Raw genomic sequence first — 14003 nt, forward strand, 5'->3', positions numbered from 1 at the left:
GTCTTTTTTTCAACAGAACCAGCGCGCTGGCGTTTGCCGTGCGATTTCCCCTGAAAGTGCCCTTGCCGAGCGGGACGCAGGCTGTTAACGTCCGGACAGGCGTTTATTTTTGAGATAGCACAGGAAGTCTATGAATTCGTTGCGTTTGGAACCCATTTCTCGTGTAGCCGGAGAGGTCAATCTGCCCGGCTCCAAGAGTGTCTCTAACCGTGCGCTGCTGCTGGCGGCGCTGGCTCGTGGCACCACCCGTTTGACCAACCTGCTCGACAGCGATGACATTCGTCATATGCTGGCTGCGCTGACCCAGCTCGGGGTCAAGTACAAGCTCTCCGCCGACAAGACCGAGTGTACAGTGCTGGGTCTGGGTCGCAGCTTTGCGGTGAAAGAGCCGGTCAATCTGTTCCTCGGCAACGCCGGTACTGCCATGCGACCGCTCTGCGCCGCGCTATGCCTCGGCTCAGGTGAATATACTCTGGGCGGCGAGCCGCGCATGGAAGAGCGTCCCATCGGCCATCTGGTGGATGCCCTGCGTGAAGCAGGTGCCCATATCCAGTACCTGAAACACGATGGTTATCCGCCGCTGGTGGTGGATGCCAAGGGGCTGTGGGGCGGCGATGTGCACGTCGATGGCTCCGTCTCCAGCCAGTTCCTGACCGCGTTTTTGATGGCGGCGCCGATGGCGGCCGGTGATACCCGGATCCACATCAAGGGAGAGCTGGTCTCCAAGCCCTATATCGATATTACCCTGCACATCATGAAGCAGTTCGGGGTGGTCATCGAGCACGACAACTACAAGCTGTTCTACATCAAGGGCAACCAGACCTACATCAGCCCGGGTGACTTTCTGGTGGAAGGGGATGCCTCCAGCGCCTCTTACTTCCTCGCAGCGGGCGCCATCAAGGGCAAGGTGCGGGTCACCGGTATCGGCAAGCACAGCATTCAGGGTGATATCCACTTCGCCGACGTGCTGGAGAAGATGGGCGCACGCATCACCTGGGGCGATGATTTTATCGAGGCGGAGCAGGCGCCGCTGCACGGAGTGGATATGGACATGAACCATATTCCCGATGCGGCCATGACCATCGCCGTTGCCGCGCTGTTTGCCGAGGGGCCGACCTCCATTCGCAATATCTACAACTGGCGGGTGAAAGAGACCGATCGTCTGCACGCCATGGCGACCGAGCTGCGCAAGCTGGGCGTCGAAGTGGAGGAGGGGCATGATTTCATCACCGTGACCCCGCCGACCCAGCTCAAGCATGCCGAGATCGATACCTACAACGATCACCGTATCGCCATGTGCTTCTCGCTGGTGGCGTTGTCGGATACTCCGGTCACCATCAATGATCCCAAGTGCACCTCGAAGACCTTCCCGGATTACTTCGACAAGCTGGCCAGTATCAGCCAGCGTGGCTGATCACTGACAAACCCGTCATCACCGACGCTTTGGGCCCGCGCTGAGCGGGCCTTTTTGCCTTCCTCACCAGTATCGTCATTTCGCTTAGCATCATTTCAATAACTTGCAAGATTGCCATATAAAATAGTTTTGTGATTGCTGTAATTTACTATTTACACATGCGCGGTCGCGGGCTATGTTGAGATTTCCTAATCGCAGTCATCTAGCAGGAAGCCTTGTCATGCAGCATCAAACCGACGACGTTCGTATCAGTGAAATCAAAGAGTTATTACCCCCGGTTGCGGTGCTTGAGAAGTTTCCGGCTACCGAGGTGGCCTCGTCCACCGTTTTTGAATCCCGTCAGGTCATTCACAATATCCTGGCCGGCGAAGATGATCGTCTGCTGGTGGTGATTGGTCCTTGCTCCATCCATGATCCGGTTGCCGCGCTGGAGTATGGCAAGCGCCTCAAGGCGTTGCGCGACGAGCTGAAAGGTCAGCTGGAGATCGTGATGCGGGTCTACTTCGAAAAACCGCGCACCACTGTGGGCTGGAAGGGGCTGATCAACGATCCGTACCTCGACAATAGCTGCAAGATCAACGACGGTCTGCGCATTGGTCGCAAGCTGTTGCTGGATCTCAACGACATGGGGCTGCCGACTGCCTCCGAGTTCCTCGACATGATCACCCCGCAATATGTGGCGGACCTGATGAGCTGGGGCGCTATCGGTGCCCGTACCACCGAATCCCAGGTACACCGCGAGCTGGCCTCCGGTCTCTCCTGTCCGGTGGGCTTCAAGAACGGCACTGACGGCACCATCAAGGTTGCCATCGATGCCATTGGCGCTGCCAGTGCGCCGCACCACTTCCTGTCGGTCACCAAATACGGTCACTCCGCCATCGTGGCGACCCGCGGCAACCCGGACTGTCATATCATTCTGCGTGGTGGTCGTGAGCCGAACTACAGCGCGGCCCATGTCAGCGAAGTTGTGAAGGGGCTGGAGAAGGCTGGTCTGCCACAGAAGGTGATGATCGACTTTAGTCACGCCAACAGCAGCAAACAGTTCAAGAACCAGATGGTGGTTGCTGAGGATGTGGCCAGCCAACTGCGTGCCGGCAGCAAGGCGGTGTTTGGTGTGATGGTGGAGAGCCATCTGGTGGAAGGCCGTCAGGATCTGGTGGAAGGGTGTGAACTCACCGTCGGCCAGAGCATCACAGATGCCTGCATCGGTTGGGCCGATACCGAAGTGCTGCTGCGCAATCTGGCGGATGCCGTCGCAACCCGCAACGCCCGTTAAAGCTATCTTGGCGGCGCTGTTAATCGTCAACGCGCCGCTGGAGTAGCAACGCGGCCGTTCGGCCAAATCGAATCCATAAAGCAAAAGCGCGACCCTCGGGTCGCGCTTTTTCATATGTGAAGTGGATTACCAGCGGTAGGTTTTCAGCAGCGCCTCCAGTTTCTGGCACTGCTCCACCAGCTGAATGCTGGCGAGGTTGGCGGCGTGCGCCTGACCCAGGGTGTCGTTGGAGGTATTTCGAATATCGCTCACCGAGCTGTCTACCTCATGGCAGACCCTGTCCTGCTCTTCGGCCGACTGGGCCATCTGGGCGTTGAGGTCATTTATGCGGGCGATGCGCTCGATGATGTTCTGCATGGCTGCCAGGGTCGCTTCGGTCTTGCTGATACTCTCATCGGCTTTGCTTTTTGCATCCCCGATCACCGTAACTGCGCTCTGGGCCTCATTTTGCAGGGCCGCGATCATCTGGGAGATCTCTTCACTGGCGGCGCGGCTGCGATTGGAGAGGGCCCGCACTTCATCGGCTACTACCGCAAAGCCACGGCCTTGCTCGCCAGCCCGGGCCGCTTCAATCGCAGCGTTGAGGGCCAGCAGGTTGGTCTGATCGGCAATCCCCTTGATCACCTCGAGCACACCATCAACAGCCAGGCAGCGGCTGTCGAGTTGCTGGATCACCTGATCTACCCGATCGATCTCTGCCGACATCTCGCCCATGTCAGTGATGGAGTGCTGGGCGAGGCGGCTGGTGTCGGCGGCATCCTGATTGGTGAGAGCGGAGAGCTCGGCGCTGTGGCGGGCATGTTCGCGCACCTCATGAGAGCTGGCGGCCAGCTCGCTGACGGCGGCGGCAACCTGGGTGGTCATCCCCTCTTGCTGGCGGGCCGAGTTTTCGGTCTGGGTCGCCACCTGACGGATCTGGTTCGACTCCTGATAGAGCTGGTGGGTTGCCCCTTCCACCTCCTGCAGGCTGTGGCGGAAGCCCTGCACCATATCATTGACGGCGCGTGTCATCTGGCCCAGTTCATCCCGGCTGTGATTGACCAGGGGGAGGGCGAGATCGCGCTCTTTGGCCATCCGGATCATGGTGAGCTGCAGCTGGCGCAGGGGGTGTTTCACGTAGCGTTGCAATACCCACCAGAGCAAGCCGAAGCCGAGACTGAAGACGGCGGCCAGGCTGCCGCTCAGGATCAGGTTGTTGTGGCGGATCTCGCCGAAGGTGTGGCTGAGGTCATAACTGATCCGTACTGCCCCCATCACTGTTCCTTCATTGACCTGGTGACAGGTGAGGCACTGGGTGCCGCGATACTCCTTGTAGGCTTTGAACGGTTTGATCAAGGTGAGCTGATTGCCCTGCTGCTCCAGAATGGCTTCGCCCTGATTGATGGCTCGCTCATCGAGGGGATCCTGCGCTTTCTGATCCGGGTGACCCGGGCCAAACAGGTTGCTGACGGCGGGGGCGCGTACCAGACGGGCTTCAACGATGCCCGCTTCACTCTTGAGTTTGGTCTGCACTATCTGCCGATTGGCCATGCCACCGGTCATCATCAGCACGTTCACCTGATCCATATAGGTGTTGGCCATGCTCTCAACTTTCTCCTCTGCCAGCCGGATGGCGAGATCCCGTTGCAGCCAGGCAGAGAGTTCGAAGCAGAGGCCAAAGGTGGTGCTGATGACCAGCGCAAGAGGGAGGAATATTTTCCAGTTCAAGGAGAGGTTATGCATTTTGGGCAAGTTCCATGCGCTTGGTGTTGTTATGTGATCCCGTATCATCTTGATCGTAGACGAAGAAACGGCGGGAGATGGTTCTCTATCGGCACACGATAACCACTCTTGAGTAAATAATCTGTTAAGCAGATCGGTAATGCAGGTTGCCAAAATGCCTTTCGGGAGGGGGGGGGCTCCTCGGGTTGATCCAGAACAAATTGCCAGTAACGATAATCGTTATCATTGTCATTATTTGCTGATAATAGTGACCATCATGAATCTGACCCCTTCCATGACCGGTATTGCCACGCCGGATCCCCTCAAGTTTGCTTTTAGCGCCAAGACCTCGGCTCACGCCAGTCGGGGAGGGATGCGCCCCTTCCCGCTGGATGAGGCAGGCTGGCAGAGCTGGTGGCAGCGAGAGAGTGAAGCTGAGGAGCGCGCCCTCTACATCCACATTCCGTTTTGCCGAAAGCGCTGCAGCTTCTGCAATTTCTTTGAAAATGGCGCCAACCCGGCGCGGATCAACCGCTATGTCAACGCCCTCTGCGCCTCCCTTGCGCAGGCCGCTGACACCCCGCTGGCGCAGAGCATGCCATTTTCAGCCGTCTATGTGGGGGGCGGTACGCCGACCGACATGAGCGCCGACGAGCTGGCCATGCTGGCCGCCGTGATCCGCCGTTTTCCGTTGTCGGCCGATGCCGAGGTGACGCTGGAGGGGCGCCTCAACGGCTTTGATAATGAGAAATGGCAGGTGGCGCTGGCGGGGGGCTTTAACCGCTTCTCCTTCGGGGTGCAGAGCTTTGATACCCGGGTGCGTCAGCAGGCGGCCCGTTTCGATGACAGGGAGACCTTGCTGACCCGTTTGGGTGAGCTGACCCGGGATGATGCGGCTGTGATCGTGGCGGATCTTATCTTTGGTCTGCCCGGTCAGGATGATGCCGTGTGGCAGCAGGATATCCGCGATGTGATGGCGAGCGGTGTACACGGGGTCGATCTCTACCAGCTCATCGCCATGCAGGGCACCAATCTGGAGCGGGCGCAGGAGAAGGGCACCCTGGATTGGCTCGCCGATGGCCAGCAGCGTGCCGCCATGTATGCCTATGGCGGGGCGCAACTGGAAGCTCACGGCTGGGAGCGTCTCTCTTGCAGCCACTGGCGGCGCAGTCCGGCCGAGCAGAGTCGTTATAACCAGATGGCCAAGCGCGGTGCGGAGATCCTCCCCTTTGGTGCCGGTGCTGGGGGCAGCATTCTTGGCCATGGCTTGATGTATGGACGGGATCTGGCCCCCTGGCATGACGCGCTGGCCAGTGGCAAGCGGGCGCCCGGGATGGTGATGGGACGCAATCCCAATGCAAGGATGGACGGTCTGCTGCGTGGCGCCCTCGACAGTGGCGTGCTGGCGCTGGATCGTCTGCCAGCGCCTTTGCTGACCCATCTGATGCCGCTTTTTGCCGCCTGGCAGCAGCACGGGCTGGCCGAGATCGAGAATGCACGGTTGCAACTCACCCTCGCCGGACGCTTCTGGAACGTCAATATGCAGGCTGGCTTGTTCGAGTTCTTGCAGCACAATCCGCTCGATGGTTCTGCACCGCCCAGCCATGGTACTGCCGCGGTGCGCCATTCGCTGGTCTGAGCCCGAGCGGAGCATTTGCACGGAGCACTTGCCCGGCTCAGTGCGATCCATAACAAAAGAGGGAGCCTTGCAGGCACCCTCTTTTGGCTTGGCAGTTAGCGTCGCACGAGCTTACTCGTCGCTGCTCTCCTGATAGCTGTCGCGCATCGCCTTGGGCAGGCGGCGCATTGGCGCAAAGCCGATATCCTCGCCCACCACTTCCCGCTTGCGGGACTTGTTTTGAGGAGCCTGGGCAGGCTTTTTGCTGGCGTCACCCTTGGCTTTGCCCTTGCCCGCGGCTGGCTTGCCCTTGGCATTGCTGCTCTTGGCGTTGGCATGGCCGCGAGCCCGAGGCGGGTTCTGCACCGGCTTGCTGCCCGGCAGAGTCTGGCGACTCGGCTTGCCGCTTGGCTCATACCCTTCCAGGATCTCCACGGTCAGTGATTGGCCGATCAGGGCTTCGATCGCCTTGAGCTGACCCAGCTCATCCTGACTGACCAGCGAGATGGCCTCGCCGCCACGACCGGCGCGGCCGGTACGGCCGATACGGTGGATGTAATCTTCCGCCATCTGGGGCAGTTCAAAGTTGATCACGTAGGGCAGTTGATCGATGTCCAGACCGCGGGCGGCGATATCGGTCGCTACCAGCACCCGCACCTCGCCACTGCGAAAATCGGCCAGCGCCCGGTTGCGGGCACCCTGGCTCTTGTCACCGTGGATCGCCACGGTATTGAGACCATCTTTTTGCATCTGCAGTGCGAGGCGGTCGGCGATCTGCTTGGTGCGAACAAACACCAGCACCCGCTGCCAGTTGCCACGGCCAATCATGTGGGAGAGCAGCTCGCGGCGGCGTTCCCGATCCACCTGAATGATGCGTTGGGTCACCTGCTCCGCGGCAGTATTGCTGGGGTCAACCTCGATCAGGGTGGGGTCGTTCAGCAGGTCATCCGCCAGCGCCTTGATGTCGTTTGAGAAGGTGGCAGAGAAGAGCAGGGTTTGCCGCTCTGCAGGCAGCGCCTTCATGATGCGGCGGATGTCGACGATAAAGCCCATGTCGAGCATGCGATCCGCTTCATCCAGCACCAGCACTTCCAGCTGGCTCAGGGTCAGGGCGCCCTGGGTCAGCAGATCCAGCAGACGGCCCGGGGTGGCGACCAGAATGTCCACCCCCAGCTTGATGGCGTCCAGATTGGGCTTGATGCTGACACCGCCATAGGCGATCAGAGTCTTGAACGGCAGGTGGTGGGCATACTTGATGATGCTCTCGCCCACCTGTGCCGCCAGTTCGCGGGTCGGGGTCAGTACCAGTGCGCGTACCTGACGACGGCCACGACCATGGTTGGCCAGCAGACGCTGCAACATCGGCAGGGTGAAACCGGCCGTTTTGCCTGTGCCTGTCTGAGCGCCGCCGAGCACATCCTGACCGGCCAGAATGGCCGGAATCGCTTGCTGCTGGATGGGGGTTGGCTGTTCGTAACCCAGCTCCTTGACGGCCCGCAGAATATGCGGAGACAGACCCAGTTCGTTGAATGACATGTTCGAGAGAAACTCCTGAGATGAGCCTTTGGCTCAACGGGCAGCCAGCATGTTGGGGCCAGCCACGATATGGAAAAGATAGTGGGGCCGTAATATAGCAAAAGAGCGGCCGCTGCGCAGTAGCTGTCGCACCGGCCGCCATACAATCGTTCAGCGCAGTGGCGTAAAACGGTGCGGGAGCATCAGAGCATCTCGCGGATCTGCTCGGCCAGACTCTCCGGTTTGGCCTGGGGGGCAAAGCGTTCCACCACGTTACCATCGCGGTCGATCAGGAACTTGGTGAAGTTCCACTTGACGTTTTCGAGCCCCAGCAGCCCCGGTTTCTGTTGCTTGAGCCACTGGTAGAAAGGGTGGGCATGCTCACCGTTGACATCGCACTTGGCCATGATGGGGAAGGTGACCGGATAGTCGAGGGAGCAGAAGCGGGCGATCTCGTCCGCATCCCCCGGCTCCTGATTGCCGAACTGGTTGCAGGGGAAGCCCAAAATCACCAGCCCCTTGGGGCCGAGCTCCCGATAGAGCGTTTCCAGCCCTTCATATTGGGGAGTAAAGCCGCAGCGACTGGCCACATTGACCACCAGCACCACCTTGCCCGCCAGTTGAGTCAGCGGGTAGGGGGTACCATCCAGTCGTTGCAAAGTGAGATCGGGCAGAGGCATGAGAAGATCCTTTCGTGGTTATCCGTGGGGTGTCAGGTCGGTTGTGGCGATGAGCGCCAGCCTGACGACATGATGGTGATGTGGCTACGGTATCGGTTGGCTCTTTTAACGGCAAGGTGAGAGCAAGGACCCATCCCCTTGATTGCAAGGGCCATCACAGTTTCGACAGCCAATACGCTCTTTGGCAGGGCGGGATCACAACTGGCGACAAAAATGCGGGGAGGCGGGCAGCAACTCGCGTATTGATGTTGGGACTTCTCAAGAGAAGCAAACCGGTTTGTGACTTTGCCGGTAAGTCGCTACAAAGCGCCCTCTTTCCACTCATTGTGAGCCAATCTTGGACTATCAAGCTGCCATGGATGCCATTTACACCCGGGGATGGGTGATAGTGGATGATTTTTTGACCGCCGCCGAGGTGGATGCCCTCAAAGCCTGTTTGCCAAGCGAATGGCAACCGGCCGGGATCGGCCGTGACGCCCTGCACCAGGGCAATCCCGATATTCGCCGTGACCAGATCCACTGGCTGGAGCCCTCTCTCGGTGCGCCGGTGGCCGACTACCTCGCCCGGATGGAGTCCCTGCGTCTTGCCGCCAACCGGATGCTGATGCTGGGATTGTTCGACTACGAGGCCCACTTCGCCCGCTATCGCAGCGGGGATTTTTACGCCACCCATCGGGATGCCTTTGCCGGTCGCTCCAACCGCCGTCTTACCACCGTGTTTTACCTCAACAACGACTGGCTGCCCGAAGCGGGTGGAGTGCTGCGCATGTATGACGACAAGGAGCAGTTTCTGATGGATGTCAGCCCCAAGGGGGGGCGGCTGGTCATGTTTCTCTCCGAGGAGTTTCCCCACGAGGTGCTGCCTGCCAATCGCGAGCGCTACAGCATTGCCGGCTGGTTTCGGGTCAATGGCAACGGCATGGGAAGGGTCGATCCCCCGCGCTGAGGGGCAATGTGTCCCGATTTTGACACAGGGGAGACTTTTCACTGCAAGAAGTGGGGTCATGGGTCTCCCATCAGCTGACAAGGGTTGATCTCCCTTGCTACACTGGCGCGCACTTATGTTCGTATCTGGCTTCGTCCGGTTTTTATGGTGGTTGGCTTATCAAATGGTCATGACGAGGCCGCTTTTCCCAAGGGATCACATCTAATGAAGAACATGCATGTCTTGCTGCTGTGCGGCGGCGGTGGCTCAGAGCACGAAGTTTCTCTGCGCAGCGCCAATTTCCTCGAGCAACAACTGGGCCTTCTGCCCGGTGTCGAAGTGACCCGCGTCGAGATGTTCGCCGATCGCTGGCTCAGTGCCGATGGCCGCGAGTGCAAGCTGGGGCTCGACAAGCTGCTTTCGTTTGACAGCGTGGCCCGTCCGGTGGATTACGTGGTGCCCTGCATCCACGGCTACCCGGGTGAGACCGGCGATCTGCAATCCTTCCTCGAACTGGCCGGATTGCCTTATCTCGGTTGCGATGCCGAGGCGAGCAAGATCTGCTTCAACAAGATCAGCACCAAGCTGTGGCTCTCCGCCATCGGTATTCCCAACACCCCGTACCTGTTCCTGACCGAGCAAAATGAGGCGGCGCTCGCCGAGGCCAAAGCCGCGCTGGCCAAGTGGGGCAAGGTCTTTATCAAGGCGGCCTCCCAGGGCTCTTCCGTTGGCTGCTACTCCGCCAGCAACGAAGCGGATCTGGTAAAAGGCATTGCCGATGCCTTTGGTTACTCCGAACAGGTACTGATTGAGAAGGCGGTCAAGCCGCGCGAGCTGGAAGTAGCGGTTTACCAGTACGGTGACGAGCTGGTGGCCACCTATCCGGGCGAGATCTGCGTGCCGCAGGACAAGTTCTACACCTATGAAGAGAAGTACAGCAGCGCCAGCCATACCGAGACGGCACTGCGTGCCGAGGGGCTGACCCAGGCGCAGGCTGATGCGATCCACGAGTATGCCCTCAAGGCGTTCCGTCAGCTGAAACTGACCCACCTCTCCCGCATCGACTTCTTCCTGACCGAGGAGGGGGAGATCCTGCTGAATGAAATCAACACCTTCCCGGGCATGACCTCCATCTCCATGTTCCCGAAACTGCTGGAGCATCACGGTCACCGCTTCGCCGACTACCTTGAGCAGATCCTGCGCAAGGCCAGCTAAGTGCGCTCTCCCGCTCGCGGGATGAAGCAGAACCCAATAAAAAATCCCCGCCAACTGGCAGGGATTTTTTTATGTCTTTATCAAGCGAGGCAGGCCAGCTTGAAGGGATATAAAGGCGGGGAGGGGATGATTCTTCCCCGCCTGTTGCTACCTGTGGGTGTTACCGGCGGTTAACCGCGAGCCACCCGAAAGCGTACGCTGCGGGAGTGGCACGGCGCCAGCTCACCAAACTCGCCAGCGGCCAGTTCAAGGGGCAGGGGCTGTTCGTCCATCCGCACCGCTTGCCAGTCGCTCAGGATGTATTCGCTGCTCACTTGGCCCCCCTCCAGTACCGCCTGTTCGCTCGGGTTGTAGACCCGGATCACCAGCGCCTCTTCATCTTCGGCTTTCTTCAGAGCGCTCAGCACCGGACCGGAGGGAGCCATGGAGAACAGACTGAAGTGCAGCGGGGTGGTGAAGCTCGCCTTGTTGAGCTTCATGGCATCGTACGGGATCTTGTTGTAGCAGCGCACCGGGGTGAGGTAGCTGCGCGCCGCCTGCATCACGTTGGCGCTGATGTGATCACCGGCAAACGCCAGCAGGCTGAAACGGCAGCTGAGTTTGCCACGCACCTGGGAGTCCGGGGTGGGCAGCTTGATGCCGGAGGGGCGACCCGGGCGCAGCAGCAGCTCCTCTTTACCGAGTACGCCGACCCCGCGCAGCAGGGTGAGTGCTAGGGTGTCGCACTGCTGACCGATCACTTCAAACTCGCGCAGACCGTCGCTCAGTACCGTCAGTCCCTGCTTGCCATCTTGCAGGGCGACGAAGTTCATCAACTGCCAGACCGGAATGGGGGCCTCTTTCCACCCTTCTGCCTCCCAGTTCGCCATGGCGCTGTCGCGGGAGGGGCGGGTGATGCAGCCAAACTGGTTGTCGGAGACTACGGTGTCGCTCGGGAAGGGGGTGGGGATCAGCACCCGCACTCTGTGATCATCTGCCTGATTGTCGAGTTCCAGCTCGATGTCGATGCGTGGGCTCTGATGCGCCAGCGTGATGCGGCAGGTGACATCGAGGTGGCCGCTGCACTGGCGGCTGGCCCGCTCGGCGAGGTTGGCTGGCACGGCCATGCGGAGCTTGAGCGTAGCGATGCTCTGCCACGCTTCATGGGTGACCTCACGGGTCACCGCAAACTCGGTGGAGTAGCGCAGCCACTCGTCCCGCGACGGCGAGTAGTCATACTCGTCGCCATCATCGGAGCCCTCTTCCAGCGTGAGCACCTGATCAAAGGTGGTGCCGCGCAGCTTGTCCAGGATCTGCAGGGTGCCGTTGTCATTGAGGGCGATGCGGTAAAAATCGTTCTCCAGCAGCTCGCCGCTGGCCGTCACCGGTTGCTCCAGTCCCGGCTGGTTGCCCTCGATATGGAGAGTGCAATAGCCCATGGCGGGCAGCGGATGGCAGAGCTGGATGTCGTACTCCATAAAGGGGTCGTAGTTGCCGTAGTGCACGATCTGTCTGTCTACCAGACCCGGGTCAATCTCGCGCTTGGCGCGGATGAAGTAGGGAACCGGCTGGCCTGCCTCATCGCGCAGGGCAAAGGATTGGGCGCGAATGCGGATGCTGGTATTGATCACCTCCTGACGGAGGAGGGGCATCAGGTTGAACAGGCAGAGCTTGTCGGCCACCTGTACCCCGTCTTCACAGAGCGCCACCGGCATGTTGTCGACAATCTTGCGCATGTAGAAGCGGATCAGGTTCTCGGCCATGTCGTCGGCCAGAATGAAGCGGGTCATCACCTCCTGATGCACCTTGTCGCTGCAGCAGCAGCCGATGCTGTCGTGGGCGTGGTTCTTCATGATCTCTTTCCACATCTTCTCCAGCAGCCCGTGGTGGTACTCGAAGCCGAGTGCCCAGGCGATGCTCGCCAGCGGCTCGAGGATGTTGACGATCTTGTTCTCGATGGCGGCGTGGGCCAGCTTGATGTCCATCCGGGTGGAGGAGATGGTGCGGTGTACCCGCATGTATTTGCCGTCGTTGAACTCCCCCTTGAGGGTGGCCAGTTGGTCGCGGCACGCCTCGATGCGCTCGAAGACCTGCTCGAAGCGGCTCATGTGGAATTCACGCTGGGGGTAGATCTCCCGCAGCTTGTCGATGATGGCGAAGATGTTCTGTTGCAGCGGCATCTGGTCGTGGCCGTTGGGCAGCAGGATATCCTTGGTCACCGAGGCCTTCTCCAGCACCTCGAAGTAGGATTCGAGCCGCTTGCGCAGACCTGCCTCATCTTCTGGCAGGTACTTGCCGATGGCGTAGCCGAGCGGCAGCACCTGGGCGGTCACCTCGCTGCCGTCGTTGCTCTGCCAGAGGAATTCGGTCTTGTCGGTGCCGTGACGCTCGGAGCAGCCGCGCCAGAACATGGCCCGATCGATCCCGAAGCCATTGAAGATGTGGGGCAGCTGGGAGGACATGCCGAACGAATCGGGCAGGTAACCGATCTTCATCGGCTCGCCAAGGCTAAGGCAGTCGCGCATCCCGTAGAGCAGGTTGCGCAGGATGGACTCGCCGCTCACCTGCATGGTGTCGGTCTGGGTGTACCAGGGGCCGATGATGAGCTTGCCTGCTTCCACCAGCGCCTTCACCCGGGCCTTGTTCTCGGGCTGGATGGCGAAATAATCCTCCAGCACCGCAGTCTGGCCGTCCAGTACATAGAACTTGTAGTCGGGGTCGGATTCAAGACGCGCCAGGATCTCAGCCATGTTGTTGACCAGCAGGATGCGGGACTCCTCGGTGGTGAAGTACCACTCCCGATCCCAGTGCATGTGCGGCGTGATGTGAACTCGTGAAACTGTCATGACAATTATCCTTTGCTGACGCACGGCGGCCCTTGCCTGCCGTGCGGAAAAATAGTCTGTTGAAAAAGCGGTGGTGAAGATGAGCCTTACTCTGCGGCAACCACCTGATAGGTGCCGCGCTGCATGGCGTGACGGCGCCAGCCGATCAGCACCACAGTGGAGATAAGGGTGCCCACCAGCGCCGCACCGAGCCAGACGGCGGCAGCCATCAGAGCACCGTGGCCGCCATCATGGAGCAGGAAGAGGGAGAAAATGCCGGCCCCCGGGGTGGAGAGACCAATCCCCATGGCACCCACCATGGCGCCGGTGACCACCGAGCCTGCGAGGAAGGAGCCGATCACCCGGATTGGATCTTCGATGGCCATCGGAATGGCACCCTCGGTGATCCCCGCCAGCCCCAGCAGCCAGGTCGATTTGCCGGTCTCGATCTCGAAGGTCTGGAACAGGCGCGGCGCCAGCAGGGTGGAGAAGGTGACGGTAAAGGCCGAGACCATCTTGACCGCGCCGAAGATGGCGTAGGGGCCGTAGACCCCGTTGGCCATGGCGCCGAGGCAGAAGGCGTAGGCCGCCTTGTTGACCGGGCCACCCAAGTCAAACGAGCACATAAAGCCGAGCAGGGCGCCCAGTACCAGCGCATTGGTGCCGGAGAGGCCGTTGAGCCACTCGGTGAGGCTGTTGTTGAGCCAGGCTACCGGCTGGCCGATGACAAACAGCATCAGGCTGCCCGCCACCAGGGTGCCGATCACCGGATAGAGATAAAAGGTGAGAAAGCCGTTGAAGTTGGGGCTAAGGCGCACATGTTGCTTGACCCAGCGCATCAGGTAACCGGCGATA

General features: G+C 60.1%; 10 protein-coding genes. 5 read left to right on the plus strand and 5 right to left on the minus strand.

Annotation, left to right across the window (positions count from 1 at the left end; translation table 11 throughout):
- The first annotated feature begins 130 nt into the window (after positions 1 to 130).
- Positions 131 to 1414 carry a 3-phosphoshikimate 1-carboxyvinyltransferase gene (aroA, locus tag AB5Y92_RS07335; RefSeq protein ID WP_279505021.1) on the plus strand — a complete coding sequence of 428 codons (1284 nt, stop codon included), beginning with the start codon at positions 131 to 133 and terminating at the stop codon, positions 1412 to 1414.
- Between the two features lie 220 nt (positions 1415 to 1634).
- Entirely contained in the window at positions 1635 to 2690 is a 1056-nt protein-coding gene (aroG, locus tag AB5Y92_RS07340; protein WP_368226220.1) for a 3-deoxy-7-phosphoheptulonate synthase AroG, read from the plus strand.
- A gap of 126 nt (positions 2691 to 2816) precedes the next feature.
- Here the strand turns inward: aroG and AB5Y92_RS07345 are convergent, their stop codons facing one another.
- Complete coding sequence (locus AB5Y92_RS07345; RefSeq protein ID WP_201988124.1) at positions 2817 to 4412, minus strand: methyl-accepting chemotaxis protein; 1596 nt, start codon at positions 4410 to 4412, stop codon at positions 2817 to 2819.
- A gap of 256 nt (positions 4413 to 4668) precedes the next feature.
- On the opposite strand from AB5Y92_RS07345, the gene hutW reads away from it, so the two are divergent.
- The gene (gene hutW, locus AB5Y92_RS07350; protein WP_201988125.1) at positions 4669 to 6030 is read left to right on the plus strand and encodes a heme anaerobic degradation radical SAM methyltransferase ChuW/HutW; all 1362 of its coding nucleotides are present in this window, start codon (positions 4669 to 4671) and stop codon (positions 6028 to 6030) included.
- A 111-nt stretch (positions 6031 to 6141) separates the two neighbouring features.
- On the opposite strand, the gene AB5Y92_RS07355 is transcribed toward hutW, so the two are convergent.
- Positions 6142 to 7545, minus strand: coding sequence for a DEAD/DEAH box helicase (locus AB5Y92_RS07355; RefSeq protein ID WP_201988126.1), 1404 nt, complete (start codon positions 7543 to 7545; stop codon positions 6142 to 6144).
- A 182-nt stretch (positions 7546 to 7727) separates the two neighbouring features.
- Positions 7728 to 8204: a glutathione peroxidase gene (locus AB5Y92_RS07360; RefSeq protein WP_201988127.1), complete on the minus strand. Its 477-nt coding sequence runs from the start codon at positions 8202 to 8204 to the stop codon at positions 7728 to 7730.
- A 337-nt stretch (positions 8205 to 8541) separates the two neighbouring features.
- Here AB5Y92_RS07360 and AB5Y92_RS07365 point away from each other — a divergent pair, with 337 nt between their 5' ends.
- Both AB5Y92_RS07365 and AB5Y92_RS07370 read left to right on the plus strand, forming a co-directional pair.
- Positions 8542 to 9150, plus strand: a complete 609-nt coding sequence (locus AB5Y92_RS07365) for a 2OG-Fe(II) oxygenase (RefSeq protein ID WP_005360026.1) — start codon at positions 8542 to 8544, stop codon at positions 9148 to 9150.
- A 204-nt stretch (positions 9151 to 9354) separates the two neighbouring features.
- Positions 9355 to 10344 carry a D-alanine--D-alanine ligase gene (locus AB5Y92_RS07370; RefSeq protein ID WP_058057457.1) on the plus strand — a complete coding sequence of 330 codons (990 nt, stop codon included), beginning with the start codon at positions 9355 to 9357 and terminating at the stop codon, positions 10342 to 10344.
- Between the two features lie 170 nt (positions 10345 to 10514).
- Here the strand turns inward: AB5Y92_RS07370 and mngB are convergent, their stop codons facing one another.
- Together mngB and AB5Y92_RS07380 are read right to left on the minus strand one after the other, a co-directional pair.
- Positions 10515 to 13169 (minus strand): mannosylglycerate hydrolase, encoded by a 2655-nt coding sequence (gene mngB / locus AB5Y92_RS07375; RefSeq protein WP_368226223.1) that lies wholly within the window; start codon positions 13167 to 13169, stop codon positions 10515 to 10517.
- 86 nt (positions 13170 to 13255) lie between these two features.
- Positions 13256 to 14003 (minus strand): fructose-specific PTS transporter subunit EIIC (locus AB5Y92_RS07380; RefSeq protein WP_368226225.1); only part of this gene is annotated, 748 nt, incomplete at its 5' end.

Source organism: Aeromonas sp. R1-1 (genome assembly GCF_040908495.1).
Lineage (GTDB): Bacteria > Pseudomonadota > Gammaproteobacteria > Enterobacterales > Aeromonadaceae > Aeromonas > Aeromonas veronii.